This is a genomic window from Paenibacillus sp. JT22N7, assembly GCF_059383875.1.
Genome location: NZ_JBXENY010000001.1, coordinates 209,956 through 234,750, shown reverse-complemented (window position 1 = coordinate 234,750; position 24,795 = coordinate 209,956). Strand labels below are relative to the sequence as shown.

The 24,795-nt window shown below is 49.1% G+C and carries 25 protein-coding genes; 4 read left to right on the top strand and 21 right to left on the bottom strand.

Going from position 1 to position 24,795, the window contains the following annotated elements:
* Window positions 1–2 precede the first annotated feature (2 nt).
* Genes AC50Y5_RS01035 through AC50Y5_RS01025 form a run of 3 tightly spaced genes read right to left on the bottom strand, consistent with a single transcriptional unit; the run spans window position 3 to window position 2,268 of the window.
* The gene (locus tag AC50Y5_RS01035) at window positions 3–1,172 is read right to left on the bottom strand and encodes a beta-ketoacyl-[acyl-carrier-protein] synthase family protein (protein ID WP_494857868.1); all 1,170 of its coding nucleotides are present in this window, start codon (window positions 1,170–1,172) and stop codon (window positions 3–5) included.
* A gap of 14 nt (window positions 1,173–1,186) precedes the next feature.
* Window positions 1,187–1,462, bottom strand: coding sequence for a hypothetical protein (locus AC50Y5_RS01030; RefSeq protein ID WP_494857866.1), 276 nt, complete (start codon window positions 1,460–1,462; stop codon window positions 1,187–1,189).
* Window positions 1,459–2,268, bottom strand: a complete 810-nt coding sequence (locus AC50Y5_RS01025; RefSeq protein WP_494857864.1) for an acyl carrier protein — start codon at window positions 2,266–2,268, stop codon at window positions 1,459–1,461. The genes AC50Y5_RS01030 and AC50Y5_RS01025 overlap by 4 nt, the downstream gene beginning before the upstream one ends.
* A 144-nt stretch (window positions 2,269–2,412) precedes the next feature.
* Here AC50Y5_RS01025 and AC50Y5_RS01020 point away from each other — a divergent pair, with 144 nt between their 5' ends.
* A complete protein-coding gene (locus AC50Y5_RS01020) occupies window positions 2,413–3,690 on the top strand; it encodes an MFS transporter (RefSeq protein ID WP_494857862.1) in 1,278 nt (425 codons plus the stop codon).
* A gap of 351 nt (window positions 3,691–4,041) precedes the next feature.
* Here AC50Y5_RS01020 and AC50Y5_RS01015 read toward each other — a convergent pair whose 3' ends face one another.
* The 11 genes from AC50Y5_RS01015 to AC50Y5_RS00965 all read right to left on the bottom strand — a co-directional run bounded on the left by AC50Y5_RS01015 (window position 4,042) and on the right by AC50Y5_RS00965 (window position 12,833).
* Entirely contained in the window at window positions 4,042–4,902 is an 861-nt protein-coding gene (locus AC50Y5_RS01015) for a 5'-3' exonuclease (RefSeq protein WP_494857860.1), read from the bottom strand.
* 64 nt (window positions 4,903–4,966) lie between these two features.
* Complete coding sequence (locus tag AC50Y5_RS01010; protein ID WP_494857858.1) at window positions 4,967–6,202, bottom strand: aminotransferase class I/II-fold pyridoxal phosphate-dependent enzyme; 1,236 nt, start codon at window positions 6,200–6,202, stop codon at window positions 4,967–4,969.
* A gap of 7 nt (window positions 6,203–6,209) precedes the next feature.
* Window positions 6,210–6,593 (bottom strand): arsenate reductase family protein, encoded by a 384-nt coding sequence (locus AC50Y5_RS01005; protein WP_494857856.1) that lies wholly within the window; start codon window positions 6,591–6,593, stop codon window positions 6,210–6,212.
* A 116-nt stretch (window positions 6,594–6,709) separates the two neighbouring features.
* Complete coding sequence (locus AC50Y5_RS01000) at window positions 6,710–7,705, bottom strand: RluA family pseudouridine synthase (RefSeq protein ID WP_494858755.1); 996 nt, start codon at window positions 7,703–7,705, stop codon at window positions 6,710–6,712.
* 17 nt (window positions 7,706–7,722) lie between these two features.
* Window positions 7,723–8,295, bottom strand: coding sequence for a cob(I)yrinic acid a,c-diamide adenosyltransferase (locus AC50Y5_RS00995; protein ID WP_056034420.1), 573 nt, complete (start codon window positions 8,293–8,295; stop codon window positions 7,723–7,725).
* Window positions 8,296–8,508: 213 nt separating this feature from the next.
* Window positions 8,509–9,726, bottom strand: coding sequence for an aminotransferase class I/II-fold pyridoxal phosphate-dependent enzyme (locus AC50Y5_RS00990; protein ID WP_056034417.1), 1,218 nt, complete (start codon window positions 9,724–9,726; stop codon window positions 8,509–8,511).
* A gap of 12 nt (window positions 9,727–9,738) precedes the next feature.
* The gene (locus AC50Y5_RS00985; protein ID WP_056034414.1) at window positions 9,739–10,230 is read right to left on the bottom strand and encodes an Lrp/AsnC family transcriptional regulator; all 492 of its coding nucleotides are present in this window, start codon (window positions 10,228–10,230) and stop codon (window positions 9,739–9,741) included.
* 97 nt (window positions 10,231–10,327) lie between these two features.
* Complete coding sequence (locus AC50Y5_RS00980; protein WP_056034411.1) at window positions 10,328–10,735, bottom strand: spore coat protein; 408 nt, start codon at window positions 10,733–10,735, stop codon at window positions 10,328–10,330.
* Window positions 10,736–10,771: 36 nt separating this feature from the next.
* Complete coding sequence (locus tag AC50Y5_RS00975) at window positions 10,772–10,996, bottom strand: hypothetical protein (RefSeq protein WP_056034407.1); 225 nt, start codon at window positions 10,994–10,996, stop codon at window positions 10,772–10,774.
* 282 nt (window positions 10,997–11,278) lie between these two features.
* Window positions 11,279–11,944 carry a hypothetical protein gene (locus AC50Y5_RS00970; protein WP_056034405.1) on the bottom strand — a complete coding sequence of 222 codons (666 nt, stop codon included), beginning with the start codon at window positions 11,942–11,944 and terminating at the stop codon, window positions 11,279–11,281.
* Between the two features lie 112 nt (window positions 11,945–12,056).
* Complete coding sequence (locus AC50Y5_RS00965) at window positions 12,057–12,833, bottom strand: DUF6897 domain-containing protein (protein ID WP_494857848.1); 777 nt, start codon at window positions 12,831–12,833, stop codon at window positions 12,057–12,059.
* Window positions 12,834–13,187: 354 nt separating this feature from the next.
* Here AC50Y5_RS00965 and AC50Y5_RS00960 point away from each other — a divergent pair, with 354 nt between their 5' ends.
* Window positions 13,188–14,318, top strand: a complete 1,131-nt coding sequence (locus AC50Y5_RS00960; RefSeq protein ID WP_056034396.1) for a CotH kinase family protein — start codon at window positions 13,188–13,190, stop codon at window positions 14,316–14,318.
* An 8-nt stretch (window positions 14,319–14,326) separates the two neighbouring features.
* Here AC50Y5_RS00960 and cysK read toward each other — a convergent pair whose 3' ends face one another.
* From cysK to AC50Y5_RS00935, 5 genes are all read right to left on the bottom strand, one after another.
* Window positions 14,327–15,244, bottom strand: coding sequence for a cysteine synthase A (gene cysK / locus AC50Y5_RS00955; RefSeq protein WP_494857846.1), 918 nt, complete (start codon window positions 15,242–15,244; stop codon window positions 14,327–14,329).
* 28 nt (window positions 15,245–15,272) lie between these two features.
* Window positions 15,273–16,580 carry an MFS transporter gene (locus AC50Y5_RS00950; protein ID WP_494857844.1) on the bottom strand — a complete coding sequence of 436 codons (1,308 nt, stop codon included), beginning with the start codon at window positions 16,578–16,580 and terminating at the stop codon, window positions 15,273–15,275.
* A gap of 330 nt (window positions 16,581–16,910) precedes the next feature.
* Window positions 16,911–17,438: a hypothetical protein gene (locus tag AC50Y5_RS00945; protein WP_056034390.1), complete on the bottom strand. Its 528-nt coding sequence runs from the start codon at window positions 17,436–17,438 to the stop codon at window positions 16,911–16,913.
* Window positions 17,439–17,553: 115 nt separating this feature from the next.
* Complete coding sequence (locus AC50Y5_RS00940; protein ID WP_056034386.1) at window positions 17,554–17,976, bottom strand: DUF350 domain-containing protein; 423 nt, start codon at window positions 17,974–17,976, stop codon at window positions 17,554–17,556.
* A 71-nt stretch (window positions 17,977–18,047) separates the two neighbouring features.
* The gene (locus tag AC50Y5_RS00935; RefSeq protein WP_494857842.1) at window positions 18,048–20,417 is read right to left on the bottom strand and encodes an endonuclease MutS2; all 2,370 of its coding nucleotides are present in this window, start codon (window positions 20,415–20,417) and stop codon (window positions 18,048–18,050) included.
* A gap of 201 nt (window positions 20,418–20,618) precedes the next feature.
* Here AC50Y5_RS00935 and AC50Y5_RS00930 point away from each other — a divergent pair, with 201 nt between their 5' ends.
* Both AC50Y5_RS00930 and AC50Y5_RS00925 read left to right on the top strand, forming a co-directional pair.
* Window positions 20,619–20,996, top strand: a complete 378-nt coding sequence (locus AC50Y5_RS00930; RefSeq protein ID WP_056034380.1) for a phage holin family protein — start codon at window positions 20,619–20,621, stop codon at window positions 20,994–20,996.
* Window positions 20,997–21,211: 215 nt separating this feature from the next.
* Window positions 21,212–21,583, top strand: coding sequence for a cupredoxin domain-containing protein (locus AC50Y5_RS00925; protein WP_056034378.1), 372 nt, complete (start codon window positions 21,212–21,214; stop codon window positions 21,581–21,583).
* A 174-nt stretch (window positions 21,584–21,757) separates the two neighbouring features.
* Here the strand turns inward: AC50Y5_RS00925 and AC50Y5_RS00920 are convergent, their stop codons facing one another.
* The gene (locus tag AC50Y5_RS00920; protein WP_494857840.1) at window positions 21,758–22,795 is read right to left on the bottom strand and encodes an ABC transporter substrate-binding protein; all 1,038 of its coding nucleotides are present in this window, start codon (window positions 22,793–22,795) and stop codon (window positions 21,758–21,760) included.
* 91 nt (window positions 22,796–22,886) lie between these two features.
* Window positions 22,887–24,722 (bottom strand): helix-turn-helix domain-containing protein, encoded by a 1,836-nt coding sequence (locus AC50Y5_RS00915; protein ID WP_494857838.1) that lies wholly within the window; start codon window positions 24,720–24,722, stop codon window positions 22,887–22,889.
* Window positions 24,723–24,795: the final 73 nt, after the last annotated feature.

Here is a 24,795-nt window from a genome sequence, read left to right as displayed (position 1 = left end):
AATTACCCCCTCTCAACCGATTTTTGCAGAACAATAGCCGTATTGTTGCCTCCGAAAGAGGCATTTAAATTGATAACCTTGTTCAGCTGCTTCTGCCTTGGGTAATTCGGTACATAGTCCAAGTCGCAATGGGGATCCTTCTCTTCATAACCCATCGTGGGCGGAATCGTATTGTGCTTCATAGCCATGATGGAGAGAGCCGTCTCAACCGCTCCCGTACCTTCCAGAATATGTCCCGTCATCGTCTTCGTCGATGAGATCGGTGTATCATAAGCCCTCGTGCCAAACGCCCGCTTAATCGCCGCCGTTTCTGCACGGTCATTAAGAGGAGTGCCTGTCCCATGGGCATGAATATAATCTATTTCTTCCTTCTGAATAGAAGCAGCGGCCAATGCCCGCTCAATGGCGAGCGCCATACCGGCTCCATCCGGATGAGGCTGGCACACATGGAAGGCGTCGCAGGACAGCCCCCAGCCAAGCATTTCGGCCAGAATCATAGCGCCGCGCTTCTCGGCATGCTCCAGGCTTTCGAGCAGGAGCATAGCGCCTCCGTCTCCCAGCAGCATGCCTGATCGATTGGCCGAAAATGCCCTTACTCGTCCGTCAGCAGCAAAGGTGCGGCCCGAATTGAACTTCGCAAACATCTCCTCGGTCACCAGGGAATATCCGCCGCAAAGCGCAGTATCCGATTGCCCCCTCCGGATAAGCTCGTAAGCGACGCCAATCGCGTTGCTGGAAGCAATACAGGCATTGTTTAAACTTATTTTTTTGCCGTTGCCCTTAAGCCGATAAAGGTCAGCCAATACCTTCAAATGGTAGGATGGCAGAAATTCCGATAGCGGTATAGCTGAATGTTGCCCCGAGGACTTCAACCTCCAGTACTGTTGAAGCGCATTGTAATCGCCTTGCAGGCCGAGTACGATGGAAGAATCCGATAAATCTTGTAGGCCGGAGGAAGCAACGGCCTCCTCGGCCAAGCGTACCCCCAGTCCGAGCAAGGTTCCCTTGAAATCGGACTCCGCTGCGAAAGCAGTCCGGAAAGGCGTGCTGTCGAAGCGTGTAACCGGCCTGAAACGATGTTCTCCCGTAAGCACGCTTCTCTTAACAGCCTCTTCTCCGAAGCCGCTTGGAATCATTAATCCGATCCCTGTTATCACTACCCGATTGAACATCGCGTACTCCTTTCTCACATCGTGTTCGTATGCCTCTTGATCATTACTCCCTTCTCCTGAATAAGCCGGTAAATGGCATCGATGGAGTCGAAGCGCTCGTAGTCCCCGTCTTCTAGCTGCAAATGGATATGATTGCGATGCTCCAGCATGTCGAGAAACCATATGAGGCACAATGAATCCATCATAATAAGCGAATCATCGTTTAGCTCATCCGGCCTTGAGACAAACAGCTGATTTTCTAGCAGCAGCCTTTTGATGCCCTCCTTACTTATTAACGGGCTCTCGTTCATACCGCATTGGCTCGCTCATGCAAAGTGCCGATCAGTTGCCCGACTGTGTACCCGCTAATTTCAATGAGCTCGCTATCGGCTATAGTCAACCCGAGCTGCGCCTCTATTCTTGCAGCAAGCTCAATAATTTGAATAGAATCAAGCGCGAGCCCCTCATCCCCAAGCGGCATCGTCTCATCAACCTCGTCTGGATTCATCTGTATATTCATCTGTCTAGTGATCATATTCATGACTTCATCGAACATTTGTTGTCTGTTCATCCTATCGTGGTCCCCTTCCTCATCCATAAATGGCTGGGTCGATTTGGTGTTCATTCGGATTATATCCGGATTAAAATATTCGATGAGATGCACCCCACTATCCTGAAAGGGAGGAAAAGTCATCTTATATTCTTTGAATGGAACCCGGCGATGCTCTTGAAATTGAAGGCGATATGGTTTATCAAATAAATCCACGGCCTCGGCTGTGAGCCTCCAGCCGTTCTGAATCATGGTTCTAATATCCCGAGTATGGCTTGCTCTCAGCACATGGCCGATTCCTTCCCTCTCACTGATAATTCGCTCCAGCAGCACAGGGGGAACGTAGGCCGGATCAATTAAAACGATATTCTGCGACACATAACGCTGCTCCCTCTCCGTAATCAGGAACGACTCGCGCAATATTTTCCCTCCGGACACATGAGATTGACTCGCAACAATGGGCTGCAGCCGCCCCATCGTTATAATCTCAAGCATATCCGTTGTACGGCTGTTTGAGGTCACGAGCATTTGCAAAATAATCCACTCCAATCGACTCAGGTCTTCCAAATTGTATTCACCTCCTTTCTATTAATCGTTAATAGCTGAAATCGCATAATGTATCCACATTTTAAGGTTCTGTTGTAGGCGCGGGCGGTTCGTGGTATTTTTAATCAAAGATGGAAAGATCAAGATTATTAGGAGCGATCAATCATGGTGCAAAGAGTAAAACGGTTTTTATCTGCGTCCGATTTTTTCGGTAACAAGTTTATACGCGTCATTCTAATATCCAGTCTGTTTCTGCAAATAGGCGTCTGGATGCGGAACTTTGCCATTCTACTGTTCGTTATGGAAATGACGAACAACGATACCGTTGCCGTGTCGATGCTCTATGTCGCCGAATTTGCTCCGATTCTCATCTTCTCTGTCATCGGCGGAACCTTTGCGGATCGTTGGAAACCCAAAAAAACGATGATTTACTGCGATTTGCTCAGTGCCCTATCACTGCTGGCCATCTTGGCGGCCTTATTGTTAGGCTCATGGAAAGCGATATTCTTCACGACGCTGCTATCCGCGGTTCTATCGCAATTCTCACAGCCCTCCGGGATGAAATTATTTAAGCAGCATGTACCGGAGGAGCATATTCAGACAGGCATGGCGATGTACCAAACGTTGACTAGCGTCTTTGTTGTCATAGGTCCGGTATTTGGCACTTTCGTTTATAGCGCATACGGCATCAACGTTTCGCTCGCATTAGTAGCCATCGCATTTGTTTTGTCGGCCGTCACTTTAACCTTGCTGCCACCAGACAAGCTGGGCAAAACCGGGGACAAGAGGGAGTCCTTCTGGTTTGAATTGCGCGGCGGCTTTACATATGTTCTTCAAAATCCGGTACTTCGTTTGCTTGGCATCGCCTTCGGCTTAGGGGGCCTTGCGGTCGGTATCATTCAGCCGCTCGGCATTTTCATCGTCGTTGATCAGCTGCAATTGGATAAAGAATATTATCAGTGGTTTGCCAGTACCAATGTTGTAGCAACCGTTGCTGGAGGTTTGCTCGTTGTAGGAATCTCGAAGCTTGTACCCTCTCAGAAAATTTTAGCCATCGGCAATCTCTTTAGCGCCTTTTCCGTGATCGGCATCGGATTTTCAACTTATCTCTCCTTATCTCTGGCGATGCAGTTCATTCGCGGTTTTGTCCTCCCCTTCATACAAGTAGGAATTAACTCCATTGTCATGAAAACGACGGATGAAGCTTATGTCGGTAGAGTTAACGGGGCTTTTGGCCCGATCTTCATGGGCTCCATGGTACTCATGACCATGGTTTCCGGATGGCTTAGCACGTTCCTGCCATTAGCCTTCATGTACATGTGCTCGGGCATTTTGTTTGTTGCCTCCACAGCTGTCATCTCTCTTATGTTCCGTTTGAAGCTTCAGATCAACCCTATTGCCGATAGCACTAGCAATAATCAACAAACTTCGCAATCCATGTAACGACTATACAATTTCGATCGATTCCAAGATATTATCTATATTTTACGGATTAACATTTATTAAAATGTGTGCATTCACCTTTTTTCAACCTTTACCATTTTTTAATATTAGCTCTATTCCTCTATGAAATTGGCGCTGTTCACAAGTGTAGTCATGCATAGAGGGGTGTACAAATCAAACAAGCCCATGCTCGTTTGCATGGGCCTTAGAATGTAAAGTAACTCACGCTTTATCCGAAGCGATGGGTATCATTATTTGTTTTGAGTTCAGGAAATTAGAGAATGGTTAATGAGGTTTATAAAAAATAAAACGGCTATCGAGTTGTCCTCGATAGCCTTCGCTAATTAGTCTTTAACCAATCATTTTTAATAAAGAGGTTAGCCTATATTTTTCAAATAACATTGTTGCTGATTCCAAATTGACCTCCCACACACACTCATCGAAGGAGCATTCAATTGGAACCTCAATGTTAATTGTGGCAAGAGTTCTTGAAAGATGTAGCATCTCTAAATCAGACTCAATTTTCGCTTTAATACTTTTCGGTAAAAGGTTTAAATTACTTAGTATGCCGTCGATTGACTCATATTCGCTCAGTAATTTAAGTGCGGTTTTTTCCCCTATTCCCTTCACCCCGGGGTAATTATCACTTGTATCCCCTGTAAGACCCTTCATTTCGATGACCTGAAAAGGATGAATGCCTTTATCAACCTTCAGGAAATCTAAATCATAAACCGCATAGTTGGATCTGCCCTTCTTCATGATTATTACATGAATGCGCTCATCCACCAGCTGGAGCATGTCTTGATCACCTGTAAGAACATAAACATGTCCAAGATCACTAAAACGTTTCGATACCGTCCCGATGCAATCATCTGCTTCGTAGCCCTCAAGTCCAATGTTTGGAATTTGAAGAGCAGCAACTACATCCTTTACCAAAGAGAACTGTGGAATTAAATCTTCAGGTGCGCTTGGCCTGTTTGCTTTATAATTTGAATACAAGTCAGATCGAAAAGTTTTACTTCCCATATCCCAACAGCATACGACATGCGTCGGCTGAAATTGATTTACCGCATCAAAGAAATACTGAAAAAAACCAAAGATGGCATTTGTGGGAGTTCCATCTTCCAAACGCCTAGCGCTATACGATTGAGCAAAATAAGCTCTGAAAAGAAGAGCCATTCCGTCAACAATTAGAACTTTATTTTCGTTCATTATATATGCTCATCCTTTTCGTCTAATATCAACTTTAATATGCCTACTTTCTAGGCTTTCTCTTCTACGTTGTTGAACGTTGATGCACACGCGCTTCACCGCGAATGAAACGGCCAATGCGCTCCGCTGCCTCAAGCAGCCGCGCCTCATCCACCACAAGCGCCAGACGCACATATCCTTCGCCCTCGCTGCCAAATGCTTCGCCTGGAATGACCGCCACACCCGTCTGTTCCAGCAGTTCACGGGCAATCAGACGCGAGGTCCAAGGCCCATCCGGATGCGTCCACTCCATAGCCGGCAGCGCTGCCCAAATAAACATCGTCGCTTTAGGCTTCTCCACCTGCCAGCCTCCTGCACGAAGCGCTTCGATGAAAACATCGCGGCGGCGCTCATACAGCTGTCCTACTTTAGGAGGAGCCGCCTTGGACATCGCTTCTTTAAGCGCCGCAACGCCTGCTTCCTGCACAGCAGCAAAGATGCCATAATCAATATTATCCTTCAGCTCGCGCAGTGCGCCAACCGCTTCCCGGTTGCCTGTCACAAAGCCGATGCGGCAGCCTGCCATATTAAAGCTCTTTGATAAAGAGTGAATTTCAATCGCGCGCTCCATCGCCCCATCGGCAGCAAGAATGCTAGGCGGCTCAAAGCCGTCAAACGCCATTTCAGAATAGGCGGCATCGTTTATTACGAGCACATCGTATTTGCGAGCTTTGTCCAGCACCTTGTCAAACAGCGCCATATCGGCTACAGCAGATACCGGATTCCCTGGATAATTGAGCAAAATAAACCTAGCACGGCGCCATTCCTCTTCCGTAATAGCCTCCACATCCGGCAAAAATCCACCCGCTGCCGTGAGCGGATAAAAAATCGGCTTTACGCCGGCAATCGCAAGCGACCCTGCATATATCGGATAGCCCGGGTTCGGCAGCAGCACCTCATCGCCCGAGTTGCAGACCGCCATCGCCAAATGAGCCAGCCCATCCTGCGAGCCCATTAAAGAAAGCATTTCCGACTCGGCATCTACTTGCACGCCAAAGCGAAACGCCATCCATTCTGCTGCTGTGCTGCGAAAAGCGTCGCTTCCCCGCGTGCCCATATAGCCATACTGATTCGGGCGAAGCGCAGCGTCGCCAAGTGCCTGCATAACAGCATCTGAAGGCGGCTTGTCCGGACTGCCGATATCTAAATCAATGACATCCATGCCTGAAGCTCTAGCCTGCTTCTTCCACTGAATGACCTCGGCAAAAATAGAAGAGCCCAGCTCGTCCAGCCGATTGGAACGCCACTTTCCTGTTGTCATCCTACGCTCACCCATTCCATTCCTGAACATATTGCTCTTCTTTAAAACCAACTGTCGCTTTCGTGCCATCCGTCGCAATCGGACGTTTGATCAGCATGCCGTTCGAAGCCAGCAAGGCAAGCTGCTCGTCTTCGTTCAAGGAAGCAAGCTTGTCCTTGAGTCCAAGCTCGCGATATACGTCGCCGGAGGTATTAAAAAACTTCTTCAGCTCCAATCCGCTGAGCTTGACCAGCTCTTTAAGCTGCTCCGCTGTCGGCGTCTCCTCCACAATATGCTTAAGCTCCAGCTTATGGCCTTTCGCCTGCAGCGATTTCACCGCATTGCGGCATGTTCCGCATTTGGGATATTGATAGACGGTAATCGTCCCCGCTTGCCATGTATTTGCACTCATTCACGTTCTCCTCCATTGCTTAAACCAATCATATAATAGAGTAACTTAGCCGCATCCTGTTTCACTTATTTGTTTATTTATTTGTTTATCTATTTGTTTCTTTCTTTATTTATTTATTAAGTTGCTTCTGGCTCGCTTTCTTGCTTTTGCTCCAGCAATTGCTTCAACAGCTTGAGCTGCTCTGGCAGTTCAGCGCGCCACTCCATCCATTGCCCCGTCATCGGGTGCGTCAGGCCCAGCATCTCCGCATGCAGAGCTTGCCTGCCGGCTGCCTGCTCCCACGCTGCGCAAAGCTCGCCTGCTTCTGGCGGCAGCCCATACATCGCATCGCCGATCAACGGGCAGCCGATATATTTCATATGCACGCGAATTTGATGCGTGCGTCCCGTCTCCAGCCGCAGCCGTACGAGCGAAGCAGCGCCATCTCCGTACTCCGCCGCAATCTCATAATGAGTGACCGAGAGATAGCCATCCGGCGTCACAATACGGACATGCGGCGAATCTGGATCACGGTCAATCGGCTCATTAATCGTACCTGCCCGCTCGGGCGGAACACCATATACGAAAGCCGCATAACGCTTCGTAATGGCATCTGCTTGGAGCTGGTCGGATAATTGCTGGTGGATATACGGACTCTTCGCAACGACAACAAGTCCAGAGGTATCCTCATCCAAGCGATTTACCGGACGGAAACGCACCTTCTCGCCCCGTTCCCGCCAATGGTTCACCACGCCATTGGCAAGCGTTCCCGTGTAATGCCCATGTGTTGGATGTACGACAATACCCGGCGGCTTATTGAGAATGAGCAAATGCTCATCCTCAAACACAATTTGGAGCGGGATCGGCTCCGGCAAAATATCTTCCGACGTCTCTTTCTCCATCCGAATGCGGATGATATCCCCTTCAACAACCGTCGCGGTCGTGTAAACACGCTGCTCATTGACCGTAATTCCATGCTCAGTCAGCTTAACCCGCGACAGAAGGCTGCGCGATACGCCAAGCCTTCGCTCCACCAGGGCGCGCACGGACATCCCCGCATCCTCCGCCCGCACGACGACTATCAGCGGCTTATAATAATTAGCATCTATATCCATTATTCCATCGGTATTCATCAAATCGCCCGCATCCATTATTTTTTCCGTTTCCGGAATACTTCCTTGCTTCTAACATATTCTGTATCCGGCACGCCGAGCTTGGCGTTCGCCACCCGTGCAGCTGCAAAAAAGAAATCCGAGAGGCGGTTCAAATATTTCGTCACCTCGGGGTTAGCCGGATGATCAGCAGCCAGCGTCACGACGCGGCGCTCAGCCCGGCGGCATACGGTGCGGCATACGTGCAGCAGCGAAGAAAGCGGACTTCCCCCTGGCAAAATAAACCGAGTAATTTCCGGCGCCTCCGTAATGTATACATCAATAATCTGCTCCAGCCGTTCTGCCGGTTCCGGCGTCACTTTAAGCGGCGCTCCCGGCCTTGCATAAGCAAGGTCAGATCCGCAGTCGAACAGCTCCTGCTGAATATCGACCAGCAGCGCTGCCATCTCCGCAAGCTGCTCATGCTGTGCAGCCTCCGCAGCCGCCTGCCCAACGAAGCAGTTCAGCTCATCAATCGTGCCATAGGCTTCCACTCGAATATCATCCTTGCGGACACGCCCTCCAATTAATGCCGTTTCTCCACTATCTCCCGTACGCGTATATAATCTCATGGCTCAGCATTGCCCCTCTCATTACACTTCCGTCTGCTTTTAAAAAGCTACTATACACTATACCATAAACGGCCATTCCTGCCGAAGCATTCCCTGAGAATCTGCCCGTGTCCAGCACAAAAAAGCGGCATTCCAGCTCAAACTGGAATACCGCCATTGCTCAAAAATAGCCGTGTAAAAATGCTGCAGAACACAGCTCTTCGAATTTCACGCTTAGCCCTGCTTCAGCTTGTGCACAAAGCCGCCAATGCGATCCAGCGCTTCGGCCAAATTTGAAACCGAGGTTGCATAGGAGCAGCGCAAATACCCTTCGCCGCCGAGGCCAAACACATCGCCCGGAACAGCGGCTACGCCGCCTTCCTCAAGCAGGCGTTCGGCAAATTTCTCGGATGAAAGCCCCATCGCCTTAACCGAGGGGAACGCATAAAACGCGCCCTCCGGCTCATGGCATTCCAGCCCGATATCGCGGAAGCCCTTCACAACAAGGCGGCGACGCTGGTTATAAGCATCAACCATCCGGTCTTTCTCTTCCAATCCTCGCGTCAACGCTTCTACACCAGCATATTGCGCCATGGCTGGAGCACACATGACCGTATATTGGTGAATTTTCAGCATTGCGGCGATGAGATCAGGATGTCCGCAAGCGTAGCCAAGCCGCCAGCCCGTCATCGCGAACGCCTTCGAGAAGCCGCTGACGAGAATGGTGCGGTCCCGCATACCCGGCATCGCCGAGAAGCTGCAATGCTTCGTTCCGTAAGTAAGCTCGGCATAAATCTCATCCGAGATGACAATGAGATCGTTATCCTCGACCACTTTGGCAATCGGAAGCCAATCCTCATAAGTCATAATGCCGCCCGTCGGATTGCTCGGATAACATAAAATTAACACCTTGGAACGCGGAGTAATAGCAGCCTGCAGCGATTCAGCCTTAAGCTTGAACTTGTCTTCAGCAAAAGTCTCAATACCTACAGGAACACCGCCGCCAAGCGCAGTTATAGGAGAATAGGAAATATAGCAAGGTTCCGGGATTAAAATTTCATCGCCTGGCACAATTAACGCCCGGAGCGCCAAATCAATCGCTTCACTGCCGCCAACGGTGACGAGAATTTCATTTGCTGGATCGTACGGTGTCTGGAACTGATCATTCAAATATTGGCCGATCGCTTCGCGCAGAGCAGGCAGGCCCGCATTTGACGTATACTGCGTCTTGCCTCTTTCCAGCGAATAAACAGCCGCTTCACGAACATGCCATGGCGTAATAAAATCCGGCTCGCCAACACCAAGCGTAATGACATCTTTGCGGGTATTGACCAAATCAAAAAAACGACGAATACCCGATGGTTTAATATTTTGGACAGAAGGGGTCAAATAGTCCGTCATCGCTTGACGCTTCACCTTCGTCCGTACCAGCTCTTCCTCTTCTTTAATCATCACATTCACCTCTTACGGCGAAATCATCAAACGATCGTCACCCTCATGCTCCTCGAAGATAATTCCATCCTGTTTATATTTTTTCAAAATAAAGTTCGTCTTTGTCGACAATACAGCATCGATTGGGGACAGCTTATTCGATACGAAGGAGGCAACCTCCTTCAAGTTTTTCCCTTCGATCTCAACGAGCAGATCATAGGCTCCGGACATCAAATATACGGATTTCACTTCCGGATATAAGTAAATGCGCTCGGCTATGCCTTCGAAGCCACGTCCCCGCTCAGGTGTAATTTGCACCTCAATCAGCGCCGTTACCTTCTCGTCATCTACCTTGCTCCAGTTCACAATAGTCGCGTATTTGACAATAATATGATTATGTTCAAGCTCGGCTATTGCCTGCTTTACTTCCTCAGCGGGAGCACCTAGCAAAGTGGCGATTAATTCCGCGTCACGTCTGGCGTCTTCCTTGAGCAGCTCCAATACTTTGAGTTGCAATTCGTTCATCATATACTCCTTCCAGCAAACCTGAAGTTATTACCCTTCATATTACAACGAATCCGGGCTTCCTGCAAAGAAAAAAACAAAAGACCCCGAAGGGTCTTTACATGTAGTAGGGCTGATGGGAATTTTGCTGGTTGTGCTGTTGCTGCTGTTGCACCATATGGCCGTATCCTGCTTGCATCGCATGCGACTGGCTGCCCATACGCTGCTGCAAAAACTGCGATGTTTTTTGCTGGGTTTGCTGGTACTCCTTCAACTGCTTGTCGATCTCCTGTCTGAGCACAGGCGATGCGGTGTTGTACATATTTTGCGACTGCATCACTTGATATAGCTCGCCCTGCATTTTCAGCGTGCTGTTCAGCAGGTTCGTAAACATTTGGCGGATGGATGGACAGGCAGCCTCTGTGGCCGCCGTCGCGTATTCGCGGGTTACCCGTTTCAAGTCGCTAAGTACCGTGTAGGCCAGATCCTCTTCTGGCAAAAACGATTGCGCATATTGCTGTTGCATCTCTTTTTCCTCCTTATGTCTGCTTGCCAAATATGCTTATTGCTGAGGCTGGGTCGGCGCCATGCTTTGATGCTGCTGAAGCATGTGCATCAATGTCTGATAATGCTGCTGATGCGTATTGAGCATTTGCGAGCATGCCTGACGAAGCTGCTGGGTGCTTGCACCTACAGATACGGCTGAGCATTGCTTAATCAGCAAATCCTCGTTGGACATCGAATCGGCTATATACTCGAGTTCTTTCGCGGTCATTGGCTGTAACATCGAATTTCCTCCTCCTTAACTTTTCTATGATTGAATACATGTTCGCGAGCGAAGTTCATAGCTCCGCTCGGCTGACCGAATGTCAACCCTTACGTATTATGGATCAGTCTCCCACTAATTATGTATGGGTAGACCACCTTAATTTACAACGCCGTCCACTAGGCTTATCTTCGTGCTTGTCCACAACGTCGTTTAATCACGCAAAAGGGCCTATCCCCTCTTCGCAAGGTCAATAGGCACTTTCACCTTCATCATATAGCTTACGGAAGACAGAACGAACCTTTAAGGCAAATGAACGGTTTTCACATGGTCAAAATGTAAAAATACCGAAGCGCCGCTCGCGGTGGACAGCTCAAGCATGCTTTGATCAATCGCTTTAAGAACGCCCGTTTTATTTGAGTTTTCTCCCAAATCGAGCACGACGAATTCACCCATCAGCTTGCGCAGCTGCTGATCGAACGTTCGCGACAAAGTGACGGGGGATGGCCTTAATGGAAACTGCTCGGGAGTCAGCTTGTATGGCGTGACATCGGGGTTGTAGGGAATTAAATATTTCAGATGGTGCAAAGACACCATAACCGTGTGGTAAATCGGGGAATAAAACACGAAATAATCATTCATAACTGTCGTAACGTAGCCATGGATCGATTGATTCCCGGTAATGTACAGCTCGGAAAACATCCCTTTGGCATTCATCAAAATTTTGCGGTAGGATACCGTTTCATTGTAGGCTTCAAAGGGCAGCTCCGGCACCTCGAATGGGTCATACTTGTGATTGGACAGACGCAGCTGCTGCAAATGAATGAGCGGAACATAAATAAATTGCAAACCCGTATGCAGCACTAAAATATCTTGCCCGAATTCAATCAGCTTGCCGCGAATAGCCGCGACCTTTCCCGATATGTCCAGCTCTACTTGCTGGTCAAGCAGCGGATGGCGATTTTTCATAGTGTCTCTCTCCTTTCTGCCGACTTTTTCAAATGAATACCGGGCTTCGGCATCAAGTGCCTGACCCGGCATTCCACTAGCGCCTAATGCATGGTGATGTTCCCACTAAACGCTAATTTCTTTTGCCTGAGCGGTTTCCGTTTTTGTTTCCGCTTTTATTGTTGTTTTTGCGGTTTTTGTTTCCTCCGCTGTTCGATCCACCTGTACGGTTTTTATTTCCTCCGTTGTTCGTTCCACCTGTGCGGTTCTTGTTTCCTCCGCTGTTCGATCCACCTGTGCGGTTTTTATTTCCTCCGTTGTTCGATCCGCCTGTGCGGTTATTATTTCCTCCCGAACGGTCGCCACGGGATGTGTTTTGTCCAAGCAGCTTAATTGTTTTAATGTGGAACAATTGAATTTGAACAACTTCACGGTTTACGACCAGCAGCAAGGATGTGCTGCCAACTTCGGCGATAAAGCCTTCGATTTTCTCCGGGCCGCCCCAGTTGATTTGCACAAATTTTTGGTTGAGCGCACGGATTACGCCGATGAAGCTGGAAGCATGAATATATTGGGGAGTGCGGCCTTTGCTTTTGTCGCTAGGGAAATCCGTAATGCTCTTCACATGGCTCGTGCTCACATAAACAATGCCTTCCTTTGTCCAAAGCACTAGATAGTCATTTTTCACGGCAACGAGCGTACCTTGGAGGGATTCTGGACCACCACGGTTGATTTTCACATATTGTCCAACGAGGCCGTCAAGAAATGATTTAGTACCATTTTCTTTGGAGCTTTTGTGTTTGTTGCTTTTGTGTTTGTTGCATTTGTGTTGATTGCTTTTATGGTGTTGGTTCATGTTGCCCGAGTTGCGATCCTGTTCTCCACCTACAAAGTTGCTGCAATAATTCATAGTAAAATCCCTCCAAATGTTTAATGAGCTGTGCTAGATTTACATACAATCTTAAAAGTTATTGACCCTGTCCCTGCTTGCTGTTTCCACCTTGGCCTGAGTAGCGAGCATCCCTCCAGTGCTTGATGCCGTTCATCTGTCATGGGAGACGATTTATAATACATTTATATGTATCCCTCATATAAGAGGTACTAGATTAATAACTATTTATTTAAGGCATAAGCATATAACTAGAAAAGTTTCATAGAGTCGCTGCTCCAGCAGTAGCAAAACACCCCGCGGCAGAATAAGGTAAATCAGCAAAAGCCTATCTGAGGACGATAGGCTGATCTGCCCGCAGGAGGTGGAAGCCCTATGTCAACCCAAACGCTGCCGATTCGTGAAATTACGATTGAACCTGATCATTTGCAGGAACTGCAGGAGGATTCCTGGAGCCATACGTTCCAGCCCGTTCAGCTAGAGATGAATGGAATATCTAGAGAAGCCACTTTTGGCTATCGCGGCGGTCATACGAGGAACTATTTTAAAAAATCCTATGAAGTCAGAACGACAACCGGCTTGACGCTGCATTGGAACGCCGAGTTTGATGATCCTTCGATGATTCGCAATGCGCTGTCCTTCCAGTTTTTCAATCAGATTGGCGTGCCATCGCCGCGTACCCGGCACATTTGGCTCGTCATTAATGGCGCCCCTCAAGGCGTCTATTTAGAGATTGAATCCGTTGATCCCAGATTTTTTCGCAGAAGAGGCATTGGCTGCCGCGCCATTATATATGCGGTCAATGACAGCGCAAACTTCAGCCTGATTGATCCCATTACGGAGCGACGGAAGGAGTCTCTTTTTGACGGCTATGAACTCGTATCCGGACTTGCGGCCTCCGAGCTGCGCCTAATCCGCTTCGTCAGCGGCATTAACCGCAAGCACACATCCCGCCTGCAATGGAGCACTTGGACGTCAAGGCGCCTAGATGTCGATCAATATTTGCTCTGGCTCGCGGGAGCTGTGCTTACGGGAAACTATGATGGCTTCGATCAGAACTACGCGCTTTATGTACATGGGAAAACGGGAAAATACCGGATGATGCCTTGGGATTATGAAGGAACATGGGGAAGAAATTGCTACGGCAAGCCATGTGGAAGTGATCTGGTGCGGGTGGAAGGCTATAATACGCTGACGGACAAACTGCTGGCCATTCCGGCCTATAAACGCAAATACCGCTCCATCCTGCTCCGGCTGCTGCAAACAGCATTTACGGAGGAACAGGTGGAGCGGACGGTGCGCGCGATGTACAGCAAGCTGACGCCAGCCATTCAAGAGGATTACACGCGAAAAAGCAGCTTTGATACGTATTTGAGCGAGCCCAACTTCATATTGAATTATGTGAAGGAGAGACGCGCTCTTATTAGAAAGGCTTTAAAAAGCTGGAAGCTCACGAAGAAGACAGCTGATGTTGATGTTGCCGCCCTTAAAGTTAAAATTCATTAAAGCCGCTTTTAAAATAGCTCCATGCTTAAGTAACGCTCGCCTGTATCGGGAGCAATACAGAGCACTCTGCTGCCGGCTCCAAGGCGGCGAGCCACCTGAAAAGCCGCCCAAACGGCAGCTCCTGAAGAAGGGCCGAGCAGCAAGCCTTCCTGACGGGCCAGCGCCTTCATCATAGCGATTGCATCGTCATCCGTCGCCTGAATGATTTCATCATAGACGGAAACATTCAGTATAGCCGGCACAAAGCCGGGACTTGTGCCCACCAGCTTATGCGGCCCAGGCACTCCCCCGGACAATACGGGCGAACCCATAGGCTCAACGACGGCAATATGTAAATTCGGAAGCGCGGCTTTCAGCGTCTCACCGGTTCCTGTAATGGTGCCGCCTGTTCCTGAGCAGGCAACAAAAGCATCGAGCCGCCCTTCCATCTGCTGCAATATCTCTATTGCTGTCGTACCCCGATGGGCATCGGGGTTTGCTTTATTTTCAAACTGATTCGGAATAAAGCTGCCTGGAATACTCTGCGCCAGCTCCTCCGCCTTGGCAATCGCACCAGGCATTCGCTCGGCTGCAGGCGTCAATACCACTTCCGCGCCATAGGCACGAAGCAGCTTAATGCGCTCCTGGGACATATTGTCCGGCATAATCAAAATGAGCTTATAGCCTTTAGCCGCCGCCCCCATGGCCAGTCCAATGCCCGTGTTTCCGCTAGTTGGCTCTATAATCGTGGAGCCCGGCTTAATATGGCCGCTAAGCTCTCCAGCTTGAATAAGGGAAGCTGCCGCCCGATCCTTAACGCTGCCGCTCGGATTAAAATATTCCAGCTTTACGAAAACATCTCCGCAGCCTTCCTCCGCCAAACGGTTCAGCTTCACAACAGGCGTTTCACCTACTAAATCAATAATGCTTGATACGATTTTTGGCATAACTGTTAAACCCCCTGTTTCCCATGAATCATGATGTCTCTTGTTCCAACAATGGACGCATCATCCACCAGCCAATAACAGGTACCGAGCCGACTACGAACAGCAGCCAGACGACCGCAAGCGGAGAATGATTTTGCGTCAGCACGACCAAATAGCCGCTAAGCCCAAGCACCCGTCCAAGCGTCAGACCCGCTTCGCGCAAGACGATATATTCCTCGCGTTCTCCACCGCCGGACTGCGATTCCCCAATTAAATCAAATACTCTTGAAGTCATCGGTATAATGTAGAGCGGCATAAATATGGACGTCCCAATACCGAATAACAATAAATTCGTAAAATTCACCTCGTAAAATAGTGGCAATATGACAAGGCCATTCATGACAGTCCCAACTAGCATCGCCCGCTTGCGATTGCGCGGGGACAGCCGCTTGCCGACCAGCCAGAAGCTGATTAGGGCAACGAAAGAGGTTATGAGCGTAAAGCTGCCCAGCTTGGCCTCATTTTGCGTGGCGATATAGACGGTCAAGCCGACTAAAAAAAGAAACACACCTTCCCGTACGCCTTGAGCTACGACAGCTGGTAGCATTCTACGCCATGGATTGCCGGGAATGGCAAGCTGCTGAAAGCCATGCGTCCAGCTGTATCGCCTGCCGTCCTGCTTGCGTTTCTTCAACCAGAAGCTCAGCACAACCGAAATGGCCAGTATGACAAGCGATGCCGTAAAAATAATCTGATAGCCGCGCTCGCCGCTCATCGAGGTAATGAGCAAGCCCGATACCCACGGCGCCAAAATCCCCGCACCAGAGCCAAGCAGCCCAGACCAGCCGTTGAAGCGGTCGCGATTGTCCGGCTCGGTAATTTCAAAATAAATGACATCAAATGCGACCCAAAATAAGCCCAGCGCTAACCCATTCAATAGGCCCAGCGGAATAATATAGCTCGCCGCCAGCTTGCCCAGCATGAGCACCGTGAAATAAAAAGCCCCCGACAGCACGATGCCTGTGCGGAGACTGTTCATTTTATTATATTCTTTAACCCATTTTCCCGCCAGCCAAAAGGTAATGCCGCATGTTAAATACTGGCTCATCGTAAACCAGCCGACCAGCATATAGGAGGAACTGGCTTTCCATAAGTAGATGGGCACGAATGTTCCTGAGAGCGCAAGCGCGATGCCGAATAACGCTTGAACAGCCAGAAGCAATATAGCCTGGCGATCCAATACGCCGCCTGTAGGCGCTCTTCCCAGCATGGCTGGGCGGCCGAATGGTCCCAATTGCATCGACGTTTTCATGCGTGTTTTTGCCCCAGTACTGAATTCACCTTTGTTCTGTTTCATTTTCGTACCCCTTCCCCGGCTGCCGGCTGAATAGGCTAGCTAGCTTGCTTACTCGCCCGGCATGCTGCCCCTGCTTTTGTTTAGGTGCTATATAAGGTTCCCTACATGCGTCAGGTACATGCCGCTCATTTTGCTGGCATTTATAGGCTGGAGGTACAAGCGTAAACGGCTGTCGCTGTCCTCTGGCGGCAAAGCTACCGTTTCGCGGGTGAAATATAAGCCGTTTATAAGGGGGAAACTTATACCTGCTTATATTTCGAAAAAAAAGCCGGAGCAAGCGCAGTGACCTCGACGAATCAGGTCAAAACCGCGTTGTCCGGCTGCTTGATATTAATCTTCGGAAGCGAGTGCTTTCAGCATTCCTTCTCGGTCATTGCCGCTTAGCTGAGTAGCGGTATGGAAGCATGATGGGCACACATATAGCTTGAGTTCAAATGGCGGCTGCAGCAGAGGCTGTCCCAGTGCCGGATGCAGCGTTGGCTCGAAGGAGCCTGCCGCTATAGCCATTTTGCCTGCTTCCAGCATATATTCACGGCAGGAAGGACATTCTGGCGCCTCCTCCTGCTCATTAATGATTTGCTGCACTTTGCCTTGCGCCCCAATCCAGTCGCGATGCGTTCTGCGGAAGCCGTCATCTGCCTCATCCCAATCGCTGCCCGCTTGCTGACCGCTGCCGTCTTCTTGCTCCCACTCCGGCTCTTCTTCATCATCCTCATCGCGGTCATTATCGACGCCGAATTGCAGCGTACGATAGCCATCCAACTCATTTTCACAATGCGGACAATGCTTTTCGGGACCGATTTCTTCATCCCATACAATTTCCGTCAAACACCATGGACATACCACTTGCTCTTCCATCCTTGATTGCCCCCCATTTAATTGTTGATTACGTAATAAACCCCGATGCTAAAAAACACAACGGCGAGCGCCAGCAATGTTCCCCATAAATATTTCATGTCGATCCTCCTGCATTCTAGCTCACAATGGCACCGCCAATGACATACGAAAGTGAAACGGAAATAATCATAGCAATCAAGCCAACAGCCCGGTTGTCCCGCTCGATTTCATCATCGATACGAAATACCGGCGTTAAAAACTCAAATAGGAAATAAGCGCCTAGCAAAATAAGGAAACCAAATGCGCCCCAAATCATGCTTTGGTAAATGGAGTCATTCGCTTCAATTGAAAATCTAAAAATATTGCATATCCCGAAAATTTTACCGCCCGTCGCCATTGCGACAGCAACGTTGCCGTTTTTAATTTCTTTCCAGCAGTTGTAACGGGTAACGAGTTCGAACACCCATAAAAAAACGAGAAGCGAGAGAACCACAATGGATATATAAAGCAGCATTGCCAAATAGGAATTGCCAAGCAGCACATCGACCTCATTGCTCATGCGTTACCCTCCTTTAACCGATTTGCGAAAATGATGCAGCGGCTGCGCCTTGCAGGCCGCAGCCAGCTAATTTAGTTCAGCTCAGCAACCGTAACGCCGGCTCCGCCTTCACCATAGTTGCCCAAGCGGTATTTTTTCACATGGCTGTGCTTGCGCAAATATTGCTGTATGCCTGATCGCAGCACGCCTGTTCCGTGTCCGTGAATAATATAAACCTGACCGATGCCGGAGAGGAAGGATTCATCGAGAAATTGATCGACCTCCATGAGTGCCTCCTCTAAGTTCGAGCCTCTGAGGTCAAGCTCCATCTTCACATTTTCATCTCTGGAGCGTTTCACGCTGGCTGCCTGCTTCGGCTGCTGCTTAAGCGGAGCAGCTGGCTTGATCAGCTCCATATCGGCAATGGCTACCTTCATCTTCATAATGCCGAGCTGAACGGTCGCATCCGCCCCATGCACCTCGATGATAAGCCCTTTCTGATTCAAGCTGTAGACCATAACCTCGTCTCCGGCTTCTATTTTGCGAACTGCCTTCTGTTGCCCGGCATTAGAAGGACGATTTTGCTTCTTGTGCAGCTCAGGCACCGCTTCATCCAGCTTTCGGCGGGCTTCAATGAGCTTATGCTCCTTGACAGAAGCGCCTTCCTCCAACGCCAGCTTGCGCAGCTCCGAAATAATTTTCTCGGCCTCTAGGCGTGCTTTTGCCACTGCCTCGCGCGCTTCCTCCTGGGCCTTCTCAAGCATTTTGTCGCGCTGCTCCTCGAACTTGCGCAGCTCCGCCTCATGCCGTCCACGCTGCTTCTCCATATCCTGTCTTAGCGACTGCGCCGTCTGGCGATCGCTTTCCGCATTCAAACGGTCAGCTTCGAGCGACGCGATCATATTTTCAACACGCTGATCCTCTTCGCTCACTTCACCGCGCGCATGATCGATGATCGTTTTGCTTAGGCCAAGCCGCTCTGCAATCGCAAAAGCGTTGCTTCGGCCTGGAACACCTACAAGCAAACGGTACGTTGGGCTTAGCGTAGCAATATCAAATTCCATGCTAGCGTTGATGACACCTTTGCGGTTGTATGCGTAAGCTTTGAGCTCGCTGTAGTGGGTCGTTGCAATAATACGGCTGCCCATGCTATGAATATGCTCCAGCATCGCAATGGCTAGAGCCGAGCCTTCAGCCGGGTCGGTGCCTGCGCCAAGCTCATCGAGCAGGACGAGGCTTTTTGCCGTCATAGATTTCAAAATGCGAATAATATTGACTAAATGGCTGGAAAACGTACTAAGGCTCTGCTCAATGCTTTGCTCGTCACCGATATCGGCATAAATAGCGTCAAATACGCAAAGCTGGCTGCCGTCCTCTACCGGAACAAACAAGCCGGACATGCTCATCAGGCTGAGCAAGCCTACTGTTTTGAGCGAGACGGTTTTACCGCCTGTATTCGGTCCCGTTACGATAATGGCTGTGTACGTATTTCCAAGCTCGACATCAATCGGAACGATTTTGTCCGCCGCAATGAGCGGGTGGCGCCCTCTTTTGATTTTCAGAAAGCCTCGATCATTCATGCGTGGCAGCGTCGCCTTCATCTCATGCCCAAGACGCGCCTTGGCAAAAGCAAAATCCAGCTTGCCAAGCAGCTCCTGGTTATACAATAAATCCTCAACATGTTCGGCCGCTTTCGCGGTCAGCATTTGCAAAATTTTCTCAATTTCACGCAGCTCTGCCGCTCTCAGCTCACGCAGCTTGTTGTTCATGACAACCGTTGCTTCCGGCTCAATAAACAGCGTAGCCCCCGAGCCAGACTGGTCATGCACTATGCCGCCAAAATGCGAGCGGTACTCCTGCTTCACCGGAATGACATAACGGTCGCTGCGCAGCGTAATAATAGCGTCCTGGAGCATTTTCTGCACCGAGGAAGAACGGATCATTTGCTCCAGCTTCTCGCGGATGCGCGATTCGCCTCCACGAAGCTCCCTGCGTATAGAAGCGAGCTGGACGCTCGCGCTGTCCATAACCTCTCCTTGATCATCAATGCAATCAAAAATCGAATCCTCAAGCTCCTTGTGCTCGCTGAGCTGGTCAGACGTTTCATGCAGCAAAGGAATTGGATCATCATCATGCAGATTTTCCAAATGACGCTTAACCCGCCTAGCCCCTCTGGACGTCGACGCAATTTCCATAAGCTCCACCGGGTTCAACGTTCCACCGATACGCGATCTGTGAAGCGAGCTGCTGATGTTGGTAATGCCGCCAAATGGCGGATTGCCCTTAAGACGGTCGGCCTTATAAGCCTCGTCCGTCGCTTGAAGCATCAGCTTAACCGTTTCCAAATCGGAGCTTGGAGCAAGCTTCTCCGCTTCGGCCTTGCCAAGCGAAGTCGCTGCGTGCTGTGTCAATTTATGTATAATTTTGTGAAATTCAAGTGTTGTTAATATTTTACTATCCAAGCGTAACACTCCTCTCGCCCTTATATTATAGCCGAATCGGCGCTTTGATGCACGACATGACGTTACCTTCCATACATGTTCCGGCGAAAACTGGCTACAATACGAAGGAATCACAATATCCAGCCTGGTCGACATGCAAAATCCGTTGATTTTTCACAGGCCGTAGTGAAGGATTTCAAATCAATTGAGGAGGTTGAATACATGAGCTTTTTAGGCCATGTTGTTCGGTTCATCGTAGCAGCTCTTGTGTTAATGCTTGTGGGCTTGATTGTGCCGCAGTTCAGCGTGGGCGGTTTTTGGAGCGCTTTAATGCTGGCTATCGTCATTGCCGTGCTGGGCTGGATTATCGAAGCGATTTTCGGCAAAAAGGTTACGCCATTTGGACGGGGCATCGTCGGCTTCATCGCCAGCGTCGTCGTCATCTGGATTGCCCAATTTATCGTCAGCGGCGTTTCGGTTACTTGGCTCGGTGCCATTCTGGCTGCGCTCGTGATCGGGATTATCGACTTGTTCATTCCCGTCAGCACGCCATATGAAGCCGGACGCTCCGATCACGACCGCCGCAGCAGCGACCATTAAAGCCTTAATCGTGATGCGTCGTTAGCGGAAGCCGTATGCTTGTCAGCCCTTGCCCGTCGCTCTCTAAAGCGATGGCCAAGGGCTTTTTCATCAAGCCATTCAACAATTTGTCACCTTCTGATGCTGTCAGTTTGGGGAAATTGGGTTACAATAAAAGCGATGCGGAAAATAATTCCGTGTCATAAAGCGTGTAAGCAGAAAGGGAGCCGAACAAGATGAAAAAGTGGATTTATCTTGCTGCCGTGATGTGCTTCGTTGCAATCATTGCCGCATGCGGGACAAGCGGAGGAGCAAGCGAAGCGGGCGGCGTTATAGATACAGATGCCAGTGCAGCGGAAGTCATTGTCAAAGCAAAGAGCTGGGAATTTGAGCAAACCGAATATAAGATCAAGCAGGGCGAGGCCGTTAACCTTAAGCTTGAATCAACGGATGGCGTCCATGGCATCCAAGTTACCAAAACCGATATTACGATTCCAAATAATAAATCCAAAACCATCTCGCTGAAAGCTGGCGAATATACCATCGTATGCAACGTGCCTTGTGGTACAGGCCATACTAAAATGCAAGCAAAGCTTATTGTTGAATAAATTTGCTTGGATTGGTGCTTGTTGCATCCAGCCGCCATGCGCTCATCATAATGAGAGTGCTGGCGGTTTTTGTTGTTTATGATGAATTATAATAAAATGCGGCTGTTTTTTTAAACGATAACGTTTCTAACCATTCGGTCTAGCAGCGTCAAGTAAGAAACTAGTAATTTATACTTAATTATTGTCGGTTTTATGATCGAGAAGCGTCTGTTTTAAAGCATCGATCTGGCCAATAATAGAAATCGGATCGAAATAAAAATACGTCTTATAATCAACAGGAATCAGATTTCCATTTTTCACGGCAGGAAGACTTTTCCAAATTTGTCCATCTGTCAATTCCTTGAACTGCTCCTCCGTTGTTTCTGTGTAGGTCGATAAGAAAATATAATCTGTATTCGCGAGCTCAGCCAGCTTTTCTTCCGATATTTCCACGTACTGTGCTCCATTGTCCATGACGTTCTCCTGCACCCAATCTGGCGCCTTGAACTTCAGAGCATTGTAAATCACTTCTCCACCGCGGCCATAATTATCGCCCAAAACCGCTAGCGTCTTTCCATCTACCTCAAGCAGAACAGCTGTCGATCCTGGCTTAACAACGTCCTTCAGCTGATTTCTTGCTTTTTCGGCGTTGTGCTCATATTTTTCCAGCCATGCATCCGCTTCTTTGCTTTTGTTCAGCAGCTCTCCCATTTGCTTCACTTCTTCACGAACATTTTTTGTAGAGCCGTACTCGATAAATAGCGTTGGCGCAATCTGAGAAAATTTATCGTAATGATCGGCGAGTGTATCATTAATAACGATGAGATCAGGCTCCATTTCAAGCACTTTCTCTGGTGAAGCTGGGGAGCCGATGTCCATTATTGCGGCTTCCTGCTCCTTCAGGAAGGGACTGCCCATCCACCACTCTTTGCTGCCTCCAATAGGCTGAATGCCAAGAGCAAGCAGTGTACCATGATAGTAACCGGCAATAACTCGCTTCGGATGAAGAGGGACCTCAACATCTCCCTTGATAGTCTTGACGGTTTTTGTCGCAGCTTCATCCGTTTGTGTGCTGTTGTCTCTTGGCAATTCTGAGGCGGCAGTTGATGAGGCCGTCGTATTAGATGTACTTGGGGTATTCGAAATGGAATTACCGCCACACGCGCTAAGTATGAACATGACGCAGATGAGCGTACCGATAGATGGGAAAATTTTTTTTGCCAAAACCAACATTGAAACAGCCTCCTAATTGAAATTGATTATCATTCGATCAAATGATAACAATTCTCGGCAGCTAACGTCCATATACAAACATGACGAAAAATTAGTCCGAATGTGCGGAAAATAACCTTACAATCTCCTCGAGCTGATATTCCAGAGACAGCGTGTCATAACCATAAAACATCTCGCGATTCGGCGTATAGATGCGGCCGTTCCGGACGGCTTCAAGTTTACCCCACGCCCCATTATTCATCCAGGCCCGCTTATTCGGAAGCCCTTGCGAGCCGTAGTCGAATAAAATGATATGATCTGCGGAAAATGCCAGCAGCTCCTCTGAAGTGAGTGCTTTGTTTGGAATATTCCTGTCTATCAGCTCGCGGCTAACGCTTGCAGGAGGCTTCAATCCTAGCTCCCCGTATAGAAGAATGCCTCCCATGCTCGTGGAACGGCCATAAATGTAGAGCTTGTCTGACACGATCTTCATTATCGCTACAGTCTCGTCGCGTCCGATGAAAGAAGTCATTTTTCTTCTCCCTTCAACTATTTTCTGCTCGAATCGGGCTACCCAAGCTTCTCCCTCGCTCCGCTTCCCGACCGCCTCTGCCAGCAGGAAGAACGGCCCGCGCCAATTGTCGTCCAAATCAGGTATTTCGCACACAGAGCTAATTTCCCTTAGCCGTTCTGAATATGCGGTCTGCTCCCCGGCCAAAATGAGGTCGGGCCCAGCCTGAGCCAGCTTGCGCAATGTTTCTTTGCCCATGTGTCCCACCACCTCAAGAGCAGTCAAATCCATACCCTTGGCATGGGCTTCCTTCATCCATGGTTCAATTAGGCCGATTGCAGGAATGACACCTAGCGTCAACATGCATGAGGTCACGTAGGACGACAATGCTGCATATATTTTAGGCTTGGATCGGTAGGATGAAGGCGCCAGCCCAGTCATTTGTTTAAACTTGCGGCTAAAATAATATTCGCTTTGAAAACCGACCAACTTTGCAATCTCGCCTATACTCCTCAGAGGAGAAAGCTGCAGCAGCTGTTGGGATTTTCGAATTCTCATCCGGCACAAATAATCCAAAAAGCTTTGGCCTGTTTCCTGCTTGAACACACGCGAAAAATATTCAGGGCTAATGCCAATCATTGCCGCAAGCCGATCTCGCGTTAGCTTCTCCTCATAATGATTACGAATATATTGAATGGCGTTATCTATCCAACGACTCCCATCTTCTTCATCTTTCAGAACCGATTGTTCATTAAACACTAAGCTCAGCAATTGATAAAATATAAGCTGGCTTCTAAGCGGGTTATGCAAGCTTTTCAGGGAGGTCGCTTCATGCAGTTCTGCTCCTAGCTGTAAAGCACGCTCTGGGGCAAGGAGCGGCATCTCCCCGCCAATCCAATGCGCAACAGCTGCGCGGCCGTATACACTTTCGCTCTCTAAGCTGCCTGCATCATCAATTGGGGCAATCGCGATAAAGGTTATCCGGTCCAGCAGCAGCGTCTCCTCATAAGGATTGTTGACATGCATGCCACTACCCGCTGGCCAATAGAAAGCCGTTCCAGCCTTGAGAAAAATTTTTTTGCCGCCCATATGTATCTCACCGCGCCCCTCGCGAACGAGCAGCAGCATGTCCGTGCTGGCAACATTCCATTCCATAGGTGATTGAGGCGCATAAGTAAAGGCAACGATTTCTTGAAAAACAAACGTTGCCGAGGAAGCGACGCTAACGCTCCCGACGCTCAGCTGCCCTTGTACGGAAAGGGCTGTTCGATTCCGCAGCTCAGCCTTGACTCTCAATACTTCCTCGCTGCTCAGCACTCCCAGATATTTCTCCGTTCGATGCTTCCTCCGTCCGAATTCGTCGCGGTAGGTTGAAACGATCCGAAAGTACTCGTAAGTTTTTCCGTTTTTGCTAATCGTTTGTTTTTTAAGAAACATAGTAAGGCTCCTTGCGCTCTATAATTTAGGGACTAACTGAGGGACTAACTTTACTTTATCATATTCGATGCAC

What these genes read in the sequence shown, in the direction of transcription:
- AC50Y5_RS00965 (WP_494857848.1), bottom strand. Translation starts at nt 12,833, where the DNA reads ATGAATTATTGCAGCAACTTTGTAGGTGGAGAACAGGATCGCAACTCG.
- AC50Y5_RS01035 (WP_494857868.1), bottom strand. Translation starts at nt 1,172, where the DNA reads ATGTTCAATCGGGTAGTGATAACAGGGATCGGATTAATGATTCCAAGC.
- AC50Y5_RS00980 (WP_056034411.1), bottom strand. Translation starts at nt 10,735, where the DNA reads ATGCAACAGCAATATGCGCAATCGTTTTTGCCAGAAGAGGATCTGGCC.
- AC50Y5_RS00960 (WP_056034396.1), top strand. Translation starts at nt 13,188, where the DNA reads ATGTCAACCCAAACGCTGCCGATTCGTGAAATTACGATTGAACCTGAT.
- AC50Y5_RS01020 (WP_494857862.1), top strand. Translation starts at nt 2,413, where the DNA reads ATGGTGCAAAGAGTAAAACGGTTTTTATCTGCGTCCGATTTTTTCGGT.
- AC50Y5_RS01015 (WP_494857860.1), bottom strand. Translation starts at nt 4,902, where the DNA reads ATGAACGAAAATAAAGTTCTAATTGTTGACGGAATGGCTCTTCTTTTC.
- AC50Y5_RS00920 (WP_494857840.1), bottom strand. Translation starts at nt 22,795, where the DNA reads ATGTTGGTTTTGGCAAAAAAAATTTTCCCATCTATCGGTACGCTCATC.
- cysK (WP_494857846.1), bottom strand. Translation starts at nt 15,244, where the DNA reads ATGCCAAAAATCGTATCAAGCATTATTGATTTAGTAGGTGAAACGCCT.
- AC50Y5_RS00985 (WP_056034414.1), bottom strand. Translation starts at nt 10,230, where the DNA reads ATGAACGAATTGCAACTCAAAGTATTGGAGCTGCTCAAGGAAGACGCC.
- AC50Y5_RS01010 (WP_494857858.1), bottom strand. Translation starts at nt 6,202, where the DNA reads ATGACAACAGGAAAGTGGCGTTCCAATCGGCTGGACGAGCTGGGCTCT.
- AC50Y5_RS00925 (WP_056034378.1), top strand. Translation starts at nt 21,212, where the DNA reads ATGAAAAAGTGGATTTATCTTGCTGCCGTGATGTGCTTCGTTGCAATC.
- AC50Y5_RS00950 (WP_494857844.1), bottom strand. Translation starts at nt 16,580, where the DNA reads ATGAAACAGAACAAAGGTGAATTCAGTACTGGGGCAAAAACACGCATG.
- AC50Y5_RS00915 (WP_494857838.1), bottom strand. Translation starts at nt 24,722, where the DNA reads ATGTTTCTTAAAAAACAAACGATTAGCAAAAACGGAAAAACTTACGAG.
- AC50Y5_RS01030 (WP_494857866.1), bottom strand. Translation starts at nt 1,462, where the DNA reads ATGAACGAGAGCCCGTTAATAAGTAAGGAGGGCATCAAAAGGCTGCTG.
- AC50Y5_RS00940 (WP_056034386.1), bottom strand. Translation starts at nt 17,976, where the DNA reads ATGAGCAATGAGGTCGATGTGCTGCTTGGCAATTCCTATTTGGCAATG.
- AC50Y5_RS01000 (WP_494858755.1), bottom strand. Translation starts at nt 7,705, where the DNA reads ATGAATACCGATGGAATAATGGATATAGATGCTAATTATTATAAGCCG.
- AC50Y5_RS01005 (WP_494857856.1), bottom strand. Translation starts at nt 6,593, where the DNA reads ATGAGTGCAAATACATGGCAAGCGGGGACGATTACCGTCTATCAATAT.
- AC50Y5_RS00970 (WP_056034405.1), bottom strand. Translation starts at nt 11,944, where the DNA reads ATGAAAAATCGCCATCCGCTGCTTGACCAGCAAGTAGAGCTGGACATA.
- AC50Y5_RS00930 (WP_056034380.1), top strand. Translation starts at nt 20,619, where the DNA reads ATGAGCTTTTTAGGCCATGTTGTTCGGTTCATCGTAGCAGCTCTTGTG.
- AC50Y5_RS00975 (WP_056034407.1), bottom strand. Translation starts at nt 10,996, where the DNA reads ATGTTACAGCCAATGACCGCGAAAGAACTCGAGTATATAGCCGATTCG.
- AC50Y5_RS00945 (WP_056034390.1), bottom strand. Translation starts at nt 17,438, where the DNA reads ATGGAAGAGCAAGTGGTATGTCCATGGTGTTTGACGGAAATTGTATGG.
- AC50Y5_RS00995 (WP_056034420.1), bottom strand. Translation starts at nt 8,295, where the DNA reads ATGAGATTATATACGCGTACGGGAGATAGTGGAGAAACGGCATTAATT.
- AC50Y5_RS00990 (WP_056034417.1), bottom strand. Translation starts at nt 9,726, where the DNA reads ATGATTAAAGAAGAGGAAGAGCTGGTACGGACGAAGGTGAAGCGTCAA.